The organism is Metabacillus sp. Hm71 (assembly GCF_051842955.2).
Taxonomy (GTDB): Bacteria; Bacillota; Bacilli; order Bacillales; family Bacillaceae; genus Metabacillus.
The window spans coordinates 116,521-136,148 of the sequence record NZ_CM200278.1 but is presented as its reverse complement, the minus strand read 5'-3'; the positions used below and the strand labels follow the sequence as shown (position 1 = coordinate 136,148).

The window sequence follows — 19,628 nt, the reverse complement described above, 5'->3', positions numbered from 1 at the left end:
AATATCCTCCAAAGTAACAGGTTTTAACCCGCGCACCTTGAATATATTATCACTGGAAAGGATGGATGTCAATATCCATTACAAAAAACTTTATACATCTATCTCTAACCAATATTTGTAACGAAGTAATTCTTGATAACAAATAAATAACCAGAGGGGAGAACCCCCCTGATTGAACTTATTATTAGTCGATTGTAACTACTTCTTCTGTTTGGTTAACCTTTGAAATTGGTTCTGCCTGACGATATCTTGGCATACCAGTACCAGCAGGTACTAACTTACCAATAATAACATTTTCTTTCAGACCCAATAATTCATCTCGTTTACCTTTAATTGCTGCATCAGTTAGAACACGAGTTGTTTCTTGGAATGATGCTGCAGATAAGAAGGAATCTGTTTCAAGTGATGCTTTTGTAATTCCGAGTAATACCGGTCTTCCTGTTGCAGGGCGTTTACCCTCAAGCAACACTTGTTTGTTTGCATCAGTAAATTGATGAACATCAAGCAGTGTTCCTGGTAAAACATCGGTATCTCCAGCATCCATTACTCTTACCTTGCGAAGCATTTGACGAACCATAACCTCTACGTGCTTATCACCAATTTCTACCCCTTGCATACGGTATACTTTTTGAACTTCGCGTAATAAGTATTGTTGTACAGCTTGAAGGTCCTTCACTTTTAACAATTCTTTCGGATCAATAGAACCTTCTGTTAATACTTGGCCGCTCTCGATTTTATCACCTTGAGTCACTTTTAAACGTGCATTATATGGAGCCGTATAGGATCTTGTTTCAACTTCACCTTGAATCACAATTTCCTGCTGTTTATCACGAACTTCGTTAATTTCAGCTACAACACCATCGATTTCTGAGATAAGTGCCTGACCTTTAGGATTTCTCGCTTCAAATAGCTCTTGAATACGAGGCAAACCTTGAGTGATATCATCTCCGGCAACCCCTCCTGTATGGAAGGTACGCATTGTTAACTGGGTACCAGGCTCACCGATTGATTGAGCAGCGATAATTCCGACTGCTTCACCCACTTCAACTTCGCTTCCAGTTGCAAGATTTCGTCCATAACATTTTTTACATACACCATGTCTAGTGTTACATGTAAACGCGGAACGAATCCAAACTGCCTCAATACCAGCTTCAATAATCTCAACGGCAATATCTTCAGTAATTAATTCATTTTCATCTACGATCACTTTGCCTGTTTCAGGATGCTTAACTGCTTTGCGGCAATAGCGGCCGATTAAACGTTCATCTAATTTTTCAATGACTTCTGTACCTTCTTTGATTGCCTCAGCACGGATGCCTCGATCTGTTCCACAGTCATCATCACGAATGATAACATCCTGTGCCACATCAACAAGTCGGCGTGTTAAATAACCAGAGTCAGCTGTTTTTAAGGCCGTATCAGCAAGACCTTTACGAGCACCATGTGTTGAAATGAAGTACTCTAATACTGTTAAACCTTCACGGAAACTTGATTTAATTGGTAATTCGATAATACGTCCAGCCGGGTTGGCCATTAGTCCACGCATACCAGCAAGCTGTGTAAAGTTAGATGCGTTACCACGGGCACCAGAGTCACTCATCATAAAGATTGGGTTGCGTTTATCAAGGGATGCCATTAATTTTCCTTGAATTGTATCCTTTGCCGCACTCCAAATCGAAATAACGCGCTCATAACGCTCGTCTTCGGTAATTAAACCTCTTCTGAATTGTTTTAAAACATTATCAACTTTAGTTTGTGCTTCGCCGATAATCTCTTGTTTTTCTTTTAATACGATAATGTCAGATACACCTACAGTAATACCTGCTTTTGTTGAGTATCTAAAGCCAAGATTTTTAAGGCGATCGAGCATTTTTGATGTTTCAGTAATATGGAATTTCTTGAAAATCTCCGCAATGATCTTTCCAAGAATACCTTTTTTGAATGGTGCTATTTCTTCTTGTGCAGCAATATGCTCTTTCACATTGACATTTGTATCAACAAAATACTTTTCAGGTGTTCTTTCCTCAATGTTTGTTTTTGTCGGTTCATTCATGTATGGGAATGATTCCGGCAAAATTTCATTGAAGATCAACTTACCAACAGTCGTGATAAGGAGCTTTTTGTTTTCTTCCTCAGTGAAAGTTTGATTGTTTAACGCTCTTGCATTTACAGCTATACGTGTATGTAGATGTACATAACCATTTTGATATGCAAGAAGCGCTTCGTTTGTATCTTTAAAGATCATACCTTCACCGATTGCTCCCGCACGCTCCAATGTTAAATAATAGTTTCCTAAAACCATGTCTTGAGATGGAGTAACAACTGGTTTACCATCCTTAGGGTTAAGGATATTTTGAGCTGCAAGCATTAAAATACGTGCTTCCGCTTGTGCTTCCGCTGATAACGGTACGTGTACCGCCATTTGGTCACCGTCAAAGTCTGCATTATACGCTGTACATACTAGCGGGTGCAAACGGATGGCGCGACCTTCCACTAGAGTAGGTTCAAAAGCTTGAATTCCTAGTCTATGAAGAGTTGGGGCACGGTTAAGCAATACTGGGTGTTCTTTAATAACCGATTCTAGAACATCCCATACTTCAGGCTGAACGCGTTCGATTTTACGCTTTGCACTTTTAATGTTATGAGCTAACCCTTTTTCAACAAGCTCTTTCATAACAAAAGGCTTAAATAATTCTAAGGCCATTTCCTTTGGTAGACCGCATTGATACATTTTCAGGTTTGGACCTACTACGATAACAGAACGGCCTGAGTAGTCAACACGTTTACCTAATAGGTTTTGACGGAAACGTCCTTGCTTCCCTTTTAACATATGGGAAAGGGATTTTAATGGGCGGTTACCCGGTCCAGTTACTGGTCGTCCGCGGCGTCCATTATCGATCAACGCATCAACAGCTTCTTGAAGCATACGTTTTTCGTTTTGAACAATGATGCTAGGTGCACCTAAATCTAATAAACGTTTTAGACGGTTGTTACGATTAATTACACGTCTATACAAGTCGTTTAGGTCAGATGTTGCAAAACGTCCACCGTCAAGCTGTACCATTGGACGAAGCTCAGGCGGTATAACAGGCAGTACGTCAAGAATCATCCATGATGGATCATTTCCAGAGTTACGGAATGCTTCAAGAACTTCTAAACGTTTAATAGCACGTGTTCTGCGTTGTCCTTGAGCTGTTTTTAATTCTTCTTTTAAAGCGTCAACCTCTTTATCTAAATCAATATCTGATAAGAGCTTTTTAATCGCTTCAGCACCCATGGATGCTTGGAACGTATTTCCGTATTTTTCGCGATATGCACGATATTCCTTTTCAGATAAAAGCTGTTTCTTTTCTAATGGGGTATCTCCTGTATCTGTTGTTACATAAGAAGCAAAATAGATCACCTCTTCTAACGCACGAGGAGACATATCTAAAACTAAGCCCATACGGCTAGGGATTCCTTTGAAATACCAAATGTGTGAGACAGGTGCAGCTAATTCGATATGCCCCATTCTCTCACGACGTACTTTTGCGCGAGTGACTTCTACGCCACAACGATCACAAACGACACCTTTATAACGCACTCTTTTGTATTTACCACAATGACATTCCCAGTCCTTGGTCGGACCAAAAATACGTTCACAGAACAGGCCGTCTTTTTCAGGTTTTAATGTACGATAGTTAATTGTTTCAGGCTTCTTAACCTCACCAAAAGACCATGAGCGGATTTTGTCTGGTGAAGCTAAACCGATGCTCATATATTCAAAATTATTTACATCTAACAAGGGGCCTACCTCCCTTTTCGTCTTCAGGTTCTACCCTTTTTTAAAAACAAGAAAGAATATGTTTATCTGAGTAAATGCGCCTTTCAGCCCCAGACCGCAAAGTGCGTACAGTCGAGTTCAGTATTTTAACGATCTTAACCACACTCGTCTAGTCTGAGGCTTTAGCACTGTCACTTGTGTTTTCCTTACTACTCTTTTGCCACTGTGTCTTTTTCTAACTCAACAGCTTCAACTTCTGTATCTATTTGATCATTAATGGAAAGACCATCTGCTTGTTGTGTATCATCTTCATCATCAAGGTCTCTCATTTCGATCTCTTGCTCATCACTTGAAAGCATTTTGACATCCATACCTAAACTTTGAAGCTCTTTAATTAAAACTTTAAATGATTCTGGAACACCTGGTTCTGGAACATTTTCACCTTTAACGATCGCTTCGTATGTTTTCACACGGCCGACAACATCATCTGATTTAACAGTCAGGATTTCTTGAAGCGTATAGGCAGCACCGTATGCTTCAAGTGCCCAAACCTCCATCTCTCCAAAACGCTGACCGCCAAATTGCGCTTTACCGCCAAGCGGCTGTTGTGTAACAAGTGAGTATGGACCAGTAGAACGTGCATGCAGCTTATCATCAACCATGTGAGCAAGCTTGATCATGTACATGATCCCAACTGATACACGGTTATCGAATGGTTCACCTGTACGGCCATCGTATAAGACGGTTTTAGCGTCACGAGCCATACCTGCTTCTTCTAGTGTATTCCATACATCTTCTTCCCTCGCACCGTCAAATACAGGTGAAGCAACATGGATTCCTAGTTTTCTTGCAGCCATTCCTAAGTGAAGCTCCAATACCTGACCGATATTCATACGTGAAGGTACACCAAGCGGGTTTAACATGATGTCCACTGGTGTGCCATCAGGTAAGTATGGCATATCTTCCTCTGGAAGAATACGTGAGATAACACCCTTGTTACCATGTCGTCCAGCCATTTTATCTCCTTCAGAGATTTTACGTTTCTGAACGATATAAACACGCACTAATTGGTTAACACCTGGTGGTAATTCATCGCCATCTTCACGATTAAATACTTTTACATCAAGGATAATTCCTTCTCCACCATGTGGTACACGTAATGATGTATCACGAACTTCACGCGCTTTTTCTCCAAAGATTGCATGTAAGAGACGTTCTTCTGCAGTTAGTTCTGTTACCCCTTTAGGCGTTACTTTACCTACAAGAAGGTCTCCGTCTTTTACTTCCGCACCAATTCGGATAATTCCGCGTTCATCTAAGTTTCTTAACGCATCTTCACCGACGTTCGGGATGTCACGTGTAATTTCTTCAGGTCCAAGTTTCGTATCACGAGATTCAGACTCATATTCTTCAATATGAATAGACGTATAAACATCATCTTTTACAAGTCTTTCACTCATGATAATCGCATCTTCATAGTTGTAACCATCCCATGTCATGAAGGCAACCATTACGTTTCTACCTAACGCAAGTTCACCTTTTTCCATTGATGGACCATCCGCTAAAATTTCGCCTTTAACAACTTCATCACCTTCGCGTACAATCGGGCGTTGGTTGTAGCAAGTTCCTTGGTTTGAACGGATGAATTTTAATAAGCTGTATTTATCTAAATTACCTTTTACCTTTTGTCCATTAACTTCCTCGTAGCGGCGAACCCAAACATTCTTCGCTTCTACACGCTCAACGATACCAGGATATTTACAGATAACTGCGGCACCTGAGTCTTTACCAGACACATACTCCATTCCTGTACCTACGATTGGAGCTTCCGGATTCATTAATGGTACTGCTTGACGCTGCATGTTCGCACCCATTAAGGCACGGTTAGAGTCATCATTTTCCAAGAAAGGTATGCACGCAGTTGCAGCAGATACAACCTGCTTAGGAGATACATCCATATAATCAATACGGTCTCTGTTTACAACCGTGTTTTCACCACGGAAACGAGCAACGATGTCCGCATCGATAAATGAACCATCATCAGCAAGTCTTGCATTCGCTTGAGCGACAACGTAATTATCTTCCTCGTCAGCAGTCAGATAATCAATACGCGATGTAACCTTACCAGTTTCTGGATCAACTCGGCGATATGGTGTTTCAATAAAGCCGAATCTATTTACCTTCGCATAAGAAGATAATGAGTTAATCAAACCGATGTTCGGACCCTCTGGAGTTTCAATCGGACACATACGGCCATAGTGTGAATAGTGAACGTCACGTACCTCAAAGCCTGCGCGTTCACGAGTTAAACCACCAGGTCCAAGTGCTGATAAACGGCGTTTATGAGTTAACTCAGCAAGCGGATTCGTTTGATCCATGAACTGAGATAATTGTGAACTTCCAAAGAACTCTTTAATAGAAGCGATAACAGGACGAATATTGATTAATTGTTGCGGAGTGATCGTATTCGTATCCTGAATAGACATTCTCTCGCGAACAACACGTTCCATTCTTGATAAACCAATTCTAAATTGGTTCTGTAATAACTCACCAACAGAACGCAATCTACGGTTTCCTAGATGATCGATATCGTCTGTGTCTCCTACACCATGTAACAGATTAAAGAAATAGCTGATTGAAGATAAAATATCAGCAACTGTAATATTTTTTACAGCTTCTTCTACATAAGCATTTCCTATTACATTAATAACCTTTTCGCCTTCAGGATCATTTGGAGCATAGATTTTTATCGATTGAAGTGTTACTTCCTCTTCAATGACTCCGCCAGAAGGGCGTTCTGTTTTAAAACCAACACCACTTTCAAGATTCGGAAGAATGCGGTCTAATGTTCTTCTATCAATCATTACACCTTTTTCAGCAATGATCTCGCCTGTTTCAGGATCTACTAATGTTTCTGCTAGTCGTTGGTTAAAAAGACGATTCTTAATATGAAGCTTCTTATTAATCTTGTAACGACCAACACTTGCCAAATCATAGCGTTTAGGATCAAAAAATCTAGAGTCTAATAAACTCTTTGCATTTTCAACTGTTGGCGGTTCACCCGGGCGAAGACGCTCATAGATTTCGAGCAAGGCTTTTTCAGTACTTTCCGTATTATCTTTATCAAGAGTATTACGCAGGTACTCATTTTCACCCAATAAGTCGATGATTTCTTGATCAGAGCCAAACCCAAGAGCACGTAATAAAACCGTTACTGGTAATTTACGCGTACGATCAATACGTACATAAACAACATCTTTCGCATCTGTTTCGTACTCTAACCAAGCTCCACGGTTTGGGATAACTGTTGCTGTAAAGCCTTTTTTACCATTTTTATCGACTTTACCGCTGTAATATACACTTGGTGAACGGACTAACTGAGACACGATAACGCGCTCTGCTCCGTTAATGACAAATGTACCTGTCTCTGTCATGAGAGGGAAATCTCCCATAAAGACATCCTGATCCTTTACTTCACCAGTTTCCTTGTTAATCAACCGCACCTTCACTCGTAATGGCGCAGAATAGGTAACATCGCGCTCCTTTGATTCCTCAACGGAGTACTTAGGGTCTCCTAAGCTATAATCAATAAATTCTAGCGAGAGGTTACCAGTGAAATCCTCAATAGGAGAAATATCTTGGAACATTTCTCTCAAGCCCTCATCAAGAAACCACTGATAGGAAGAGGTTTGAATTTCAATAAGATTTGGTAATTCTAACACTTCACTAATGCGTGCATAACTTCTGCGTTGGCGGTGTCGTCCATACTGAACTAGTTGACCTGTCAACTCATTCACCCCTCAAATCTAGCGTAATAGATCTTGCGTTGTACTGTTATGTATACCTTAAATTTTTTAGACAGACGAATAAGAGAACTCACATAAGATCATTCTCTTAAAAATCAATATCTTAATATACAACCTATAAAATCTGAAAAAACAAAGGAAATTTTTAAGTACAAAACGCAAGGAAAAAACAAAAAATAAAAAGGGTTTCTTCTTAGAAAAACCACAATTTGAATCGTACTATTGATTTTATAAGTATCCCCAAAAATCTAACTTTTATACATTTATTTGCTAAAAATTAGACAGTTATGGAAATTATATATTGGCATTTTATAATGTTAACACAACAGAAAATTTGAGTCAACATTTTTTCGCTTTAATGATATAATAGCCTTTTTTCTTTTCAACAACTTCCACCTCAGAAAACAACTCATTCAGTTTATCAATCGCTGAAGGCGCTCCTTGCTTTTTTTGAATGACAATCCATAACTCACCGCCATCTACCAGGTGCCGGGAGCTTTCTTCAAAAATAGAATGAACAACTTTTTTCCCTGCTCTTATCGGAGGATTCGTTAAAATAGCAATATATTTACGATCTTTATCTATTTTTTCAAACAGATCACTTTGGAATATATTCACGTTTGTTATAGAATTTCGCGCAGCATTATCAATAGCTAGTTCGATCGCTCGTTCATTTACATCAATCATATCTACATGTCGATCATAATGTTTTGCAATCGAAAGTCCGACAGGCCCATAACCGCAGCCTACATCCAAAACATCACCCTCTAAATCAGGACACGCAAAGGTTTCAATCAGTAAGCGCGAACCAAAATCTACTTCATTTTTAGAAAACACCCCGCGGTCACTTTCAAACGTAAAGAGATGTCCTTTTAACGTGTATTCCCATTTTTTTCGATCGCTTTCCACGTTAGGCTTTTGTGAATAATAATGTTCACTCATATAAGCTTCCCCTCTTTCAGAAGATTAGGGTTTGTATTTTACAATGCTTTTATACATACAGCATAAAAAGTCAACGTTTTTTCCTTCTTAGCTAAAACCGAGGTTCATTATAATTTATACACTATCTTTACGTATATAAAAAGCCCGCCATCACTAGCGAGCTTTTTTTACGTTCAAGTATAATTACTTAACTTCTACAGAAGCGCCAACTTCTTCAAGTTTAGCTTTTAATTCTTCAGCTTCTTCTTTAGAAACGCCTTCTTTAAGCGCTTTTGGAGCGTTATCTACTAATTCTTTAGCTTCTTTTAAGCCAAGGCCAGTAGCTTCACGTACAACTTTGATAACTTTGATTTTTTGTCCGCCAGCACTTGCAAGTACTACGTCAAATTCAGTTTGCTCAGCAGCAGCTTCGCCACCAGCAGCACCAGCAACAGCTACAGGAGCTGCAGCAGTTACACCAAACTCTTCTTCGATTGCTTTAACTAAGTCGTTTAATTCTAAAACAGTCATATTTTTAACTGCTTCAATGATTTGTTCTTGAGTCATTCTAATTTCCTCCTTGTTTTTCCTTTTAAAGTTTAATTAATTTATAAATACTAGGTAACTCGAATTACGCACCTTGTTCTTCTTTTTGGTCAGCAACAGCTTTTGCAGCAAGTGCAAAGTTGCGGATTGGAGCTTGAAGAACGCTAAGCAACATAGAAAGTAAACCTTCGCGTGATGGAAGTTCAGCAAGAGCTTTAACCTCTTCAACAGAAGCGATGTTCCCTTCAATTACACCAGCTTTGATTTCAAGCGCTTCATGCTTCTTAGCAAAGTCATTTAAAATTTTTGCTGGAGCTACAACATCATCATTACTGAAAGCAATCGCATTTGGACCAGTTAACGCATCGTTAAGGCCAGTTAGCTCAGCTTGTTCTACTGCACGGCGAGTCATCGTGTTTTTGTAAACTTTAAAGTCAATGCCCGCTTCACGTAATTGCTTACGTAGTTCAGTCACTTCACTTACAGTTAATCCACGATAATCTACAACGATAGTAGATTTGCTTTCACGGAATTTTGTAGCAATTTCTTCTACGATTTGTTTCTTTTGTTCGATAATTGCGCTCATTGTTACACCTCCTGTAGTTCTTTGTGTGACACTAGTACCGTTCGGTGATGGTCGTAAAAAAACCTCCACGATAGACATGGAGGTTTGTATATACAACAAGAAGCAAACAAATGCTTTATTCGTAAATACACCTCGGTAGGAAGATTAAGCTTTCAAAAAGCACCTACTGTCTACGGTATAGCGATATTCATTTAAACAACATTGATAATTATATATAAACTAATTTACGAAGTCAATAGTTATTATTTTACAGCAAAACTAGAAGAATCAACTTTTACGCCAGGTCCCATTGTAGAAGTCGCATTTACGCTCTTCATGTAAGTACCTTTTGCTGCAGCTGGTTTCGCTTTTAATAACGTTTCGTAAACAGTTGTAAAGTTTTCAACTAGTTTAGAATCTTCGAAAGAAACTTTTCCGATTGGAACATGGATGATACCAGCTTTATCAAGACGGTATTCAACCTTACCAGCTTTGATTTCGTTAATCGCTTTTGTTACATCAAATGTAACTGTTCCAGTTTTAGGGTTTGGCATTAAACCTTTAGGTCCTAAGACACGACCTAATTTACCAACTTCACCCATCATGTCTGGAGTCGCAACGATTACGTCAAATTCAAACCAACCTTGTTGGATTTTGTTGATGTAATCTGAATCTCCAACATAATCAGCACCTGCAGCTTCAGCTTCTTTCGCTTTTTCACCTTTAGCAAATACTAATACACGTTGAGTTTTACCAGTACCGTTTGGAAGTACTACTGCTCCACGGATTTGTTGGTCAGCTTTCTTAGGGTCAACTCCTAAACGGAAAGCAACCTCTACAGTTGCATCAAATTTAACGATGCTCGTTTTTTTCACTAGTTCAATTGCTTCTTGAACCGGATAAAACTTAGTACGATCTACAAGCTTTGCAGCTTCTACTAGCTTTTTACCTTTTTTAGCCATTTTTATTTCCTCCTTAGTGGTTTTAGCGGAATAACCTCCCACGAATAAAGGTTGCGAACTTGTTTTTAAGCAAACTCGCAACCCCCAAAAACATCCTTGACTAATAAGATTAGTCTTCGATAACGATACCCATGCTGCGTGCAGTACCTTCAACCATACGCATCGCTGATTCAACGCTTGCTGCGTTTAAATCAGGCATTTTTGTTTCAGCGATTTCACGTACCTTGTCACGCTTAACAGTCGCTACTTTATTACGGTTTGGTTCACCAGAACCAGACTCAATACCAGCCGCTTTTTTAAGAAGAACAGCAGCAGGAGGAGTTTTCGTAATAAATGTAAATGAACGGTCCTCGAATACCGTGATTTCTACTGGAATAATTAAACCAGCTTGATCAGCTGTACGAGCGTTAAACTCTTTACAGAATCCCATGATATTAACACCAGCTTGACCTAATGCAGGACCAACTGGTGGTGCTGGATTAGCTTTCGCTGCAGGAATTTGCAATTTTACAATTTTAATTACTTTTTTAGCCACGAGACACACCTCCTTAAGTCCGTGATGTGGTAAATGGGTTAAACCCTCCCACTCATCTAAACCATCCGTTGTACGAATGGTTAAAATTAGGGCGAACAAGATAAATCAAGTATATGACCTGAGCTTATTACCCTTATCGAGTCAGAAATAATGGAATTTCTGATCAGTGTAAAAACATAATTCTGCCTCAGATCTCCGAGACATACTGACCTATGAAATATTACCACTTTTCATAAGTGATTTCAAGTTTTTTTACAATTATAATTTGCTTACTTGAGCAAAATCCAATTCTACAGGGGTTTCACGGCCGAACATATTAACAAGAACTTTGAGCTTGTTTTTATCCTGGTCAATTTCTTCGATTGTTCCAGTAAAGTTTGCAAACGGTCCCTCTGTTACCTTTACTGTTTCATTCAATTCAAAGTCAATTTCAACCTTGCGCTCATCCATTCCCATTCGTTTTAAAATAAAATTAACTTCATCAGGTAATAAAGGCGTTGGTTTAGAACCATGTCCAGCAGATCCGACAAACCCTGTTACTCCTGGGGTATTCCGTACGACATACCAGGAATCGTCAGTCATGACAATCTCAACTAGAACATATCCCGGAAACACTTTTTTCTTTACAACCTTCTTTTTGCCATCCTTAAAATCCGTTTCTTCCTCTTCAGGTACAACCACACGGAAGATTTTATCCTCCATGCCCATAGATTCAACCCGTTTTTCTAGATTTGCTTTTACTTTATTTTCATAACCTGAATATGTGTGTACAACATACCAATTCTTTTCCATAGCTTCAGGACAAGTTGTCCTTCCCTCCCCACAATAGGTTTTATTTGAATGAATCTCTATATTTTTCTGCCTAAATATAATACTTTTTTAAACAATGAAAAAACCCGTTTAACGGGTTTTGCAGACAAAGATTAATATTCTCTATTATAGCACGATTTACCATCTGTTATTCAAAAATCAAACGAATTAATGAAGAAATACCTAAATCGATGACCGCAAAGAAAACACTAAAAAACACAACAGTCGTAACAACGGTAATTGTATACTTTGTCAGTTCTTTACCTTTTGGCCAACTAACCTTCTTCATTTCACGAGATACATCTCGAAAGAAATTAACTAAACGCTGCATGAATGCTACCTCCAGGATAATAGGGAAACTTCGCAAGAAAAATAGAAAGTAAAAAAATGAAGACTATTTTGTTTCACGGTGGTTCGTATGCGAATTACAGACTTTACAAAACTTTTTCACTTCTAACCGGTCATTCATAGCTGTTATATTTTTCATTGTCGTATAATTCCGACTTCCACAAGATGTACACGCCAACGTTATTTTTTTTCGCATTTCCTCACCTGCCGTTACACAATGATTCCTTAAAACTTTATCATAGTGAGGTTTTCACGTCAATAAACGATGAAATTCGAGCTGACGCTAGTGTCCTTTACAAACTAATTTCTCTCAGTTCTAAGTATCTTTCTAGTTTTCTCTTTACTCTCTGTAATGCATTATCGATCGACTTAACATGTCTATTTAATTCAGCTGAAATTTCATGATATGAACGTCCGTCTAAATATAACACAAGCACTTTGCGCTCTAAGTCGCTTAATAATTCTCCCATTTTCACTTCAATATCATCAAATTCCTCTTGATTAATGATAAGTTCCTCAGGGTCCATAACCTTCGCACCTGAAATAACATCCATCAACGTTCGATCTGATTCTTCATCATATATCGGCTTGTCCAATGATACATAAGAATTCAATGGAATATGTTTTTGACGGGTTGCTGTTTTGATTGCGGTAATAATTTGCCTGGTAATACATAATTCAGCAAATGCTTTAAATGAAGTAAGCTTGTCCTCTTTAAAGTCACGGATCGCCTTATATAAACCTATCATTCCTTCTTGAATGATATCCTCCCGATCAGCACCAATTAAGAAATAAGATCTAGCCTTTGCACGAACAAAATTCCGATATTTCGTAATTAAGTAGTCAAGTGCTTCACTTTCTCCGCTATGCACAAGTTCAACCACTTGTTCATCTTCCAATAATCCAAACTCTTCCTTGTTGACCTTACCCTTGTTGAATGGTGAATTCAAGCCCGATCCCCCCGACCGCACACAAGATAACAATATTATACAGTATCAATTTTGTAAGCGTCAACCAACTATAATTTTCCCCTGCGCCACTTTTCAAGCTTTTCCATCACATCATCAGGGAATAAAATCTTAGAGGATGGTTGCTTTTCCTCAATCTTTTTTACCCTTTGTTTAATTCTGCCCTCGATTGAATTCATTTCATTCAACAACTCTCTTGCTGATTTGCGAAGTGCACCTTGTCCAAATATCGCCCATTGTTCTGTAAAATCTGATGTAGCTACATGTACCTGTGTTTTAATGTTATTTAAGGACTTTGCCAACTTTTCAATTCGTTCATCTGCTGTTTCATTTTCCCGTGTAAAAATAACCTCAACACGATAATTTTTTAATGTTTTCTCAATTCCTTTTACAAGATGGGCGTCAAATACAATGATGACTCGATAACCCGTATAGGCCTGATATTCGGCCATCTTTTCGATTAATCGATCCCTTGCTTCAGATAAATTGGTCATCTTAAGCTTTTGAAGCTCAGGCCATGCACCGATAATGTTATATCCATCAACTAATAGGATATCCATTCTACACTACTCCCCTAAAGGGTATCTCTTTCGGTAAACCTCATACATCAAAAGACTAGCCGCAACAGATGCATTAAGAGATGTAACATGTCCCACCATTGGCATTTTAATTAAAAAGTCACACTTTTCCTTTATTAGTCGTCCAATTCCCTTGCCTTCACTTCCTATTATGAGAGCTAACGGCATGTTTCCATCTAAATTTCGGTAATCATCTGCACCTTTTGCATCTGTTCCTACAACCCAGACTCCTCGTTCTTTTAACTCTTCAATTGTTCTGGCCAAGTTTGTCACACGTGTAACAGGGATATGTTCAATTGCACCTGTTGACGCTTTAGCAACTGTAGCCGTTAAGCCTACCGCTCTTCTTTTCGGGATAATAATGCCATGGGCTCCTACTGCATCAGCTGTTCTCATAATCGATCCTAAATTATGGGGATCTTCAATTTCATCGAGTATCAAAAGGAAAGGCATTTCTCCCCTTTTTTCAGCAAGTTGAAGAATGTCATCAAGATGAACATATTCATAGGCAGCTACCTGAGCAACAACTCCCTGATGGTTTCCTTCTACCATTTGGTCAATTTTCTTTTTCGGAACAAAATTGATGGTAATGCCCTTTTCTTTTGCAAGCTTTGTTATTTGTTGAGCTTGTCCCTTTAACGAATTTTCCGCAACCCATATTTTATTAATCTCCCGCGAAGACTTTAATACTTCAATAACGGGATTCCGACCAATAATATAATCCTGATCCATTAGCTTTTCCTCCCTTCCTCAGATTTAATAAACCGGAACGCCTCCTGTATGAGTTCGTCTAAACGACCTTTTCTTTTTTCTAGATAAAGATAGCCGATCAACGCTTCAAATGCTGTACTATACCGGTATGTTTGGACATCGGTATTTTTCGGGATCGTTCCTGATTTCGCATTTCTGCCGCGCCTAATAACCGACTCTTCCTCTTCTGAAAAGCATTCCATAGACATGAAATAGTGCAAAATTCTAGCCTGGGCCTTTGCAGACACATAACTTTTCGCCTGATTATGAAGTTGATTTGGCCGAATCGTCCCTTCAGCTAATAGATGATGCCTCACATACATTTCATACACAGCATCACCAATATAAGCCAATGCTAAGCTATTCAACTGCTTTGCATCTTTAACCGTTTCAAAATCTAACAACATGATGTTCCTCTTCTCTATATGAAAAGGAGGCGATAGAACTCTTTGGTGCCCCCTTCAATATTGATCTTCCTTACCTTTATTCCCTCTTTAAAGGTTGTATAATCAACCACGCTTCCATCTAGTTCCTTGCGGGGTATCCTCTAAAATAATATTTAAATCTTTTAATTTATCTCTGATTTCATCTGCTAATGCAAAATTACGGTCTTTTCTTGCTTGAATCCGCTGATTGATCATTTCTTCGATCTCTTCATCTAAGAGTTCAGTAGAAGCAAACTTGACCCCTAACACTTCGCCTAGTTGATCAAACTCATCAAGAAACGCCTGGATCACTTCTTCAGATGTATTTTGCTCTTGTAAGTAATAATTTGCTTGCTTCGATAAGTCAAAAAGGACAGAAATGGCATTTGCCGTGTTGAAGTCATCATCCATTTCTTTCTTGAATTGCTGACGATAATCATAAATTTTGCTTAGCCATTCATCGTTATTATCAGTTAAATTCGTGCTGCTGTTTTTACGGTGCTGCAGATTCGTATAAGATGTCGTTAACCGTTCAAACGCATTCGCCGTGCTTTCCAGCAATTCCTGTGAAAAGTTAATTGGGTTTCGGTAATGAACAGATAGCATAAAGAAACGGACAACCTGTGGGTCAATTTCTTTAATGATATCGTGTACGAGAACAAAATTTCCTAATGATTTAGACATCTTTTCGTTATTGATATTAATATAACCATTATGCATCCAATATCTTGCAAATGGCTTGTCATTTAATGCCTCTGATTGAGCGATCTCATTCTCATGATGTGGGAAGGTTAAATCCTGTCCACCTGCATGAATGTCGATTGTATCGCCAAGGTATTTCTTCGCCATGGCAGAGCATTCAATATGCCAGCCCGGGCGCCCATGTCCCCAAGGGCTTTCCCAAAAAATTTCTCCTTCTTTAGCTGCTTTCCATAGAACAAAATCGAGAGCATCATGTTTTTTCTCTCCTACCTCAATTCTGTTGCCTAATCGCAGCTCGTCGATTGATTGATGGGAAAGCTTTCCGTACTCTGCAAACTCTCTCGTCTTATAATAAACATCTCCGCCTGCTTCATAGGCATAGCCTTTATCAATTAATGCTTGAATGAAATCAATGATAATGTCAATGTTTTCTGTCACACGCGGGTGAATGGTCGCTCGCTTGCATCCTAGTGCAGAAACATCTTCATAATAAGCATCGATAAAACGTTCAGCAATGGTTGGAACATCCTCACCGAGTTCATTTGCCGCTTTAATTAATTTATCATCAACATCTGTAAAGTTAGATACAAAGTTTACTTCATAACCGCTATATTCAAGATATTTTCTAACTGTATCGTAAACGATTGCCGGTCTTGCATTCCCGATATGAATATAGTTATATACGGTTGGACCGCAAACATACATTTTTACTTTTCCTGCTTCAAGAGGTTCAAACGTTTCTTTTTGCCTCGTTAGCGTATTGTACAACTTTATTGTCATGTTCACTCGTTCCTTTCTTTAACTGTTGTACTTCATATCTCAAGCTTGAAAGCTCAGCCTCAAGCTCTTTAAATCGATCTGCAACCGGGTCAGGCAAATTACAGTGGTCTAAATCCTTCCCAACCCGCTGGCCATTTTGAATAACCACTTTACCAGGAATTCCAACAACTGTTGAATGATCTGGAACATCCTTTAGCACAACAGAGCCAGCTCCTATTTTAGAGTATGCACCAACAGTAATCGATCCTAACACTTTTGCTCCTGTCGCAATCAATGCATTATCTTTTATTGTTGGATGTCTTTTCCCTTTTTCTTTACCAGTTCCCCCAAGTGTTACCCCTTGGAACACGGTAACATTATCGCCGATTTCACATGTCTCCCCAATAACAACTCCCATTCCGTGATCTATAAAGAACCTGCGGCCGATTTTTGCAGCTGGGTGGATTTCCACTCCTGTAAAAAATCTGCTAATTTGCGAAACAGCCCTTGCAAGAAAGAAAAGCTTCTTTTTGTATAAAGCATGTGCGATCCGATGGCCCCAAATCGCATGTAAACCTGAATACGTCAAGATAACCTCAAGATAGTTCCTCGCAGCTGGATCTTGTTCAAATACGACCTCCACATCTTCTTTCATCATTTTAAACACGGATATCCCTCCATTCATCACTTTCGATAAACCTTTATTATTTAGTAAAGAAAGGATCTTACCAGTCTCCCTACTCCCTTTGCCGTCGGCCCAAAAACTCTATTTCTTTTTTCTTGCTAGCCATTCCCTTTATCTTTTTGGTCCATACAAAAAAGCGCCTCTGCCATAATACAGAGACGCTTTGCACGCGGTTCCACTCTGTTTAGGTATGAGCATCTCGAAATAATCGTTCGCCTCATAACCTCAACTTTAGCTCTATAACGTAGAGCGACACGCTTTTACTTACTAATCCAATACTAGACGTTTAGTAAAAGACTCAAAGGTGCATTTCAAGAATTACTTCACATAAACCCCTTTCAGCCGATGGAGGTTTTCTCTGAAAAGGAAGCAATGCTTTACTCTCCTTATCAACGCTTTCTAACTATTGGTTTAACCATACTATATTACATTTTTTGAAAAAAGTTAACTAATAATATTTTCTAATCGGGAAAGGACCGTGTTTTTCCCTAAAACAGCAATTGACTTCGGTAAATCAGGACCATGGGTTTGGCCGGTAATTGCAACACGAATCGGCATAAATAGGTTTTTCCCTTTTTGGCCCGTTGCCTTTTGGACCCCTTTAATGGCAGCTTTTACATTTTCTGCTGAAAAGTCTTCTAATCCTTCCAGCTCACTTACAAATGCTTTTAATACCTCTGGCACCTGCTCACCGTCAAGAACAGCCTTTGCTTCGTCATTATAGGTAATATCATCCTTAAAGAATAATTCAGTTAAAGTAACAATTTCCGCACCATAGCTCATTTGCTCTTGATAAAGAGCAATCAGCCCATGAATTCGCTCTTTTTCTTCCCCGCTCATCGCTTCAGATACTTTTCCTGCCTTAACTAAATGCGGAAGTGCAAGCGGGACAAGCTGATCGACCTCTAATTGTTTTATATATTGATTATTCATCCATGCCAGTTTTTGTGTATCAAAAACAGCAGGGGATTTTGATAGACGTGCAGCATCAAATATTTCAATTAACTGCTCTTTGCTATAGATCTCCTCTTCTCCAACAGGTGACCAGCCAAGCAAGGCAATAAAGTTAAACAATGCATCTGAGAGATAACCAAGCTCCTCATATTGCTCAATAAATTGAATAATCGATTCATCACGTTTACTTAATTTTTTACGCTGCTCATTAACAATTAACGTCATATGACCAAACGTCGGGATATCCCATCCAAATGCTTCATAAATCATGATTTGCTTTGGTGTATTCGAAATATGGTCCTCGCCGCGTAAAACATGGGAAATTTTCATTAAGTGATCATCAACAGCTACTGCAAAATTATAGGTTGGTGTCCCATCCTTTTTGACAATAACAAAATCACCCATACCCTCTGATTCAAATGAAATATCACCTTTCACCATATCAGTGAAGCGAAACTCCCGGTTTGCCGGAACCCTGAACCGAATGCTTGGCTTTAAGCCTTGATTTTCATAGGCTTTTTGCTCCTCAGCTGTTAAATTCGCATGTTTTCCAGAATAATGAGGCGTCTCACCGCGGGCAATTTGTTCCTCACGTTCTTTTTCTAACTCTTCTTCCGTACAATAGCATTTATAAGCAAGCCCTCTTTCCAACAGCTCTTCATAGTATTTCTTATAAATGTCATTACGTTCTGATTGGCGGTAAGGACCATATTCTCCTCCGACATCTACGCTTTCGTCCCAGTCAATCCCAAGCCACTTTAAATACTTTAATTGGCTTTCCTCTCCGCCTTCAATGTTTCGCTTTTTGTCAGTATCTTCAATACGGACAATAAACTTTCCGCCTTGATTTTTTGCAAATAAATAGTTAAATAATGCTGTTCTAGCATTTCCTATATGTAAATGACCGGTTGGGCTTGGGGCATATCGCACCCTTACTTCGTTTGTCATACTTTAACCTCCACAGCTTTATATATAAATACAGTTCTATTTCATTTAGTCAGACCTAATTTTATCACCAATATGGTCAAGATACAAAAAAATAGTAAGTTCTTATCGTTTCTTAATTAATACAGTTGCCTGTGCCGCAATCCCCTCTTGTCTACCTGTAAAGCCAAGCTTTTCTGTTGTCGTAGCTTTGACATTTACTTGCGAAAGATCTGCCTCAAGCAATTCTGCAATTTTCTCTCTCATCTTTTCAATATGAGGTGCCATTTTTGGCTTTTGCGCAATAATTGTGCAATCTATGTTTCCTAGTTCATACCCTTTGCCCTTCACAAGCTTCCATACATGTGTAAGAAGCTTAGCAGAATCTGCATCCTTAAACTCAGGGTCAGTATCTGGAAAGTGTTTGCCGATATCTCCTTCTGCAATGGCACCTAAGCAAGCATCGGCCACTGTATGAAGTAAAACATCTGCATCAGAGTGTCCTAATAACCCTTTTTCATAAGGTATTTCAATGCCGCCAATTATTAATGGACGTCCTTCAACTAATTGATGGACATCAAAGCCTTGTCCAATTCTAATCAATTCTTTTCCCTCTCTTCATTGTTC

Annotated in this window: 18 protein-coding genes and 2 other annotated features; all 18 genes read right to left on the bottom strand. The window is 39.0% G+C overall.

The window, feature by feature from the left end:
* Positions 1–184: 184 nt before the first annotated feature.
* Entirely contained in the window at positions 185–3,784 is a 3,600-nt protein-coding gene (gene rpoC / locus ACSVDH_RS00685) for a DNA-directed RNA polymerase subunit beta' (RefSeq protein WP_439253609.1), read from the bottom strand.
* Between the two features lie 188 nt (positions 3,785–3,972).
* The gene (gene rpoB, locus ACSVDH_RS00680; protein WP_439253607.1) at positions 3,973–7,551 is read right to left on the bottom strand and encodes a DNA-directed RNA polymerase subunit beta; all 3,579 of its coding nucleotides are present in this window, start codon (positions 7,549–7,551) and stop codon (positions 3,973–3,975) included.
* 357 nt (positions 7,552–7,908) lie between these two features.
* Positions 7,909–8,511, bottom strand: a complete 603-nt coding sequence (locus ACSVDH_RS00675; RefSeq protein WP_299092134.1) for a class I SAM-dependent methyltransferase — start codon at positions 8,509–8,511, stop codon at positions 7,909–7,911.
* A gap of 183 nt (positions 8,512–8,694) precedes the next feature.
* Positions 8,695–9,057, bottom strand: coding sequence for a 50S ribosomal protein L7/L12 (gene rplL / locus ACSVDH_RS00670; protein ID WP_299092135.1), 363 nt, complete (start codon positions 9,055–9,057; stop codon positions 8,695–8,697).
* Positions 9,058–9,121: 64 nt separating this feature from the next.
* Positions 9,122–9,622: a 50S ribosomal protein L10 gene (gene rplJ, locus ACSVDH_RS00665; protein WP_299092136.1), complete on the bottom strand. Its 501-nt coding sequence runs from the start codon at positions 9,620–9,622 to the stop codon at positions 9,122–9,124.
* 47 nt (positions 9,623–9,669) lie between these two features.
* Positions 9,670–9,816: a sequence feature (ribosomal protein L10 leader region), on the bottom strand.
* 48 nt (positions 9,817–9,864) lie between these two features.
* Positions 9,865–10,563 (bottom strand): 50S ribosomal protein L1, encoded by a 699-nt coding sequence (rplA, locus tag ACSVDH_RS00660; RefSeq protein WP_299092138.1) that lies wholly within the window; start codon positions 10,561–10,563, stop codon positions 9,865–9,867.
* 109 nt (positions 10,564–10,672) lie between these two features.
* Positions 10,673–11,098, bottom strand: a complete 426-nt coding sequence (rplK, locus tag ACSVDH_RS00655) for a 50S ribosomal protein L11 (protein ID WP_026561207.1) — start codon at positions 11,096–11,098, stop codon at positions 10,673–10,675.
* A gap of 258 nt (positions 11,099–11,356) precedes the next feature.
* Positions 11,357–11,890 (bottom strand): transcription termination/antitermination protein NusG, encoded by a 534-nt coding sequence (gene nusG, locus ACSVDH_RS00650; protein ID WP_299092140.1) that lies wholly within the window; start codon positions 11,888–11,890, stop codon positions 11,357–11,359.
* Between the two features lie 166 nt (positions 11,891–12,056).
* On the bottom strand, positions 12,057–12,239 hold the full coding sequence (gene secE, locus ACSVDH_RS00645) for a preprotein translocase subunit SecE (protein WP_299092141.1): 183 nt from the start codon (positions 12,237–12,239) through the stop codon (positions 12,057–12,059).
* Between the two features lie 63 nt (positions 12,240–12,302).
* Positions 12,303–12,452, bottom strand: a complete 150-nt coding sequence (gene rpmG, locus ACSVDH_RS00640) for a 50S ribosomal protein L33 (RefSeq protein WP_439253605.1) — start codon at positions 12,450–12,452, stop codon at positions 12,303–12,305.
* Between the two features lie 97 nt (positions 12,453–12,549).
* Positions 12,550–13,206, bottom strand: a complete 657-nt coding sequence (gene sigH, locus ACSVDH_RS00635) for an RNA polymerase sporulation sigma factor SigH (protein ID WP_299092143.1) — start codon at positions 13,204–13,206, stop codon at positions 12,550–12,552.
* A 68-nt stretch (positions 13,207–13,274) separates the two neighbouring features.
* Positions 13,275–13,784, bottom strand: a complete 510-nt coding sequence (locus ACSVDH_RS00630) for an NYN domain-containing protein (RefSeq protein ID WP_299092144.1) — start codon at positions 13,782–13,784, stop codon at positions 13,275–13,277.
* Positions 13,785–13,790: 6 nt separating this feature from the next.
* Positions 13,791–14,534 (bottom strand): 23S rRNA (guanosine(2251)-2'-O)-methyltransferase RlmB, encoded by a 744-nt coding sequence (gene rlmB, locus ACSVDH_RS00625; protein WP_299092146.1) that lies wholly within the window; start codon positions 14,532–14,534, stop codon positions 13,791–13,793.
* Complete coding sequence (locus ACSVDH_RS00620; protein WP_439253604.1) at positions 14,534–14,959, bottom strand: Mini-ribonuclease 3; 426 nt, start codon at positions 14,957–14,959, stop codon at positions 14,534–14,536. The genes rlmB and ACSVDH_RS00620 overlap by 1 nt, the downstream gene beginning before the upstream one ends.
* A gap of 102 nt (positions 14,960–15,061) precedes the next feature.
* The gene (gene cysS / locus ACSVDH_RS00615) at positions 15,062–16,459 is read right to left on the bottom strand and encodes a cysteine--tRNA ligase (RefSeq protein ID WP_299092148.1); all 1,398 of its coding nucleotides are present in this window, start codon (positions 16,457–16,459) and stop codon (positions 15,062–15,064) included.
* Positions 16,410–17,123 (bottom strand): serine O-acetyltransferase, encoded by a 714-nt coding sequence (gene cysE, locus ACSVDH_RS00610; protein ID WP_299092150.1) that lies wholly within the window; start codon positions 17,121–17,123, stop codon positions 16,410–16,412. The genes cysS and cysE overlap by 50 nt, the downstream gene beginning before the upstream one ends.
* Positions 17,124–17,274: 151 nt before the next feature.
* Positions 17,275–17,525 (bottom strand) — a binding site (T-box leader).
* Positions 17,526–17,567: 42 nt separating this feature from the next.
* Positions 17,568–19,025, bottom strand: a complete 1,458-nt coding sequence (gene gltX, locus ACSVDH_RS00605; protein ID WP_439253602.1) for a glutamate--tRNA ligase — start codon at positions 19,023–19,025, stop codon at positions 17,568–17,570.
* 102 nt (positions 19,026–19,127) lie between these two features.
* Complete coding sequence (gene ispF / locus ACSVDH_RS00600; protein WP_439253601.1) at positions 19,128–19,604, bottom strand: 2-C-methyl-D-erythritol 2,4-cyclodiphosphate synthase; 477 nt, start codon at positions 19,602–19,604, stop codon at positions 19,128–19,130.
* Positions 19,605–19,628 lie beyond the last annotated feature (24 nt).

Excerpts from the sequence above, each read along its gene's own strand:
- ACSVDH_RS00675 (WP_299092134.1), bottom strand. The coding sequence starts at position 8,511 with ATGAGTGAACATTATTATTCACAAAAGCCTAACGTGGAAAGCGATCGA.
- rplL (WP_299092135.1), bottom strand. The coding sequence starts at position 9,057 with ATGACTCAAGAACAAATCATTGAAGCAGTTAAAAATATGACTGTTTTA.
- rplJ (WP_299092136.1), bottom strand. The coding sequence starts at position 9,622 with ATGAGCGCAATTATCGAACAAAAGAAACAAATCGTAGAAGAAATTGCT.
- rplA (WP_299092138.1), bottom strand. The coding sequence starts at position 10,563 with ATGGCTAAAAAAGGTAAAAAGCTAGTAGAAGCTGCAAAGCTTGTAGAT.
- nusG (WP_299092140.1), bottom strand. The coding sequence starts at position 11,890 with ATGGAAAAGAATTGGTATGTTGTACACACATATTCAGGTTATGAAAAT.
- secE (WP_299092141.1), bottom strand. The coding sequence starts at position 12,239 with ATGCAGCGTTTAGTTAATTTCTTTCGAGATGTATCTCGTGAAATGAAG.
- rpmG (WP_439253605.1), bottom strand. The coding sequence starts at position 12,452 with ATGCGAAAAAAAATAACGTTGGCGTGTACATCTTGTGGAAGTCGGAAT.
- ACSVDH_RS00630 (WP_299092144.1), bottom strand. The coding sequence starts at position 13,784 with ATGGATATCCTATTAGTTGATGGATATAACATTATCGGTGCATGGCCT.
- rlmB (WP_299092146.1), bottom strand. The coding sequence starts at position 14,534 with ATGGATCAGGATTATATTATTGGTCGGAATCCCGTTATTGAAGTATTA.
- ACSVDH_RS00620 (WP_439253604.1), bottom strand. The coding sequence starts at position 14,959 with ATGTTGTTAGATTTTGAAACGGTTAAAGATGCAAAGCAGTTGAATAGC.
- cysS (WP_299092148.1), bottom strand. The coding sequence starts at position 16,459 with ATGACAATAAAGTTGTACAATACGCTAACGAGGCAAAAAGAAACGTTT.
- cysE (WP_299092150.1), bottom strand. The coding sequence starts at position 17,123 with ATGAATGGAGGGATATCCGTGTTTAAAATGATGAAAGAAGATGTGGAG.
- gltX (WP_439253602.1), bottom strand. The coding sequence starts at position 19,025 with ATGACAAACGAAGTAAGGGTGCGATATGCCCCAAGCCCAACCGGTCAT.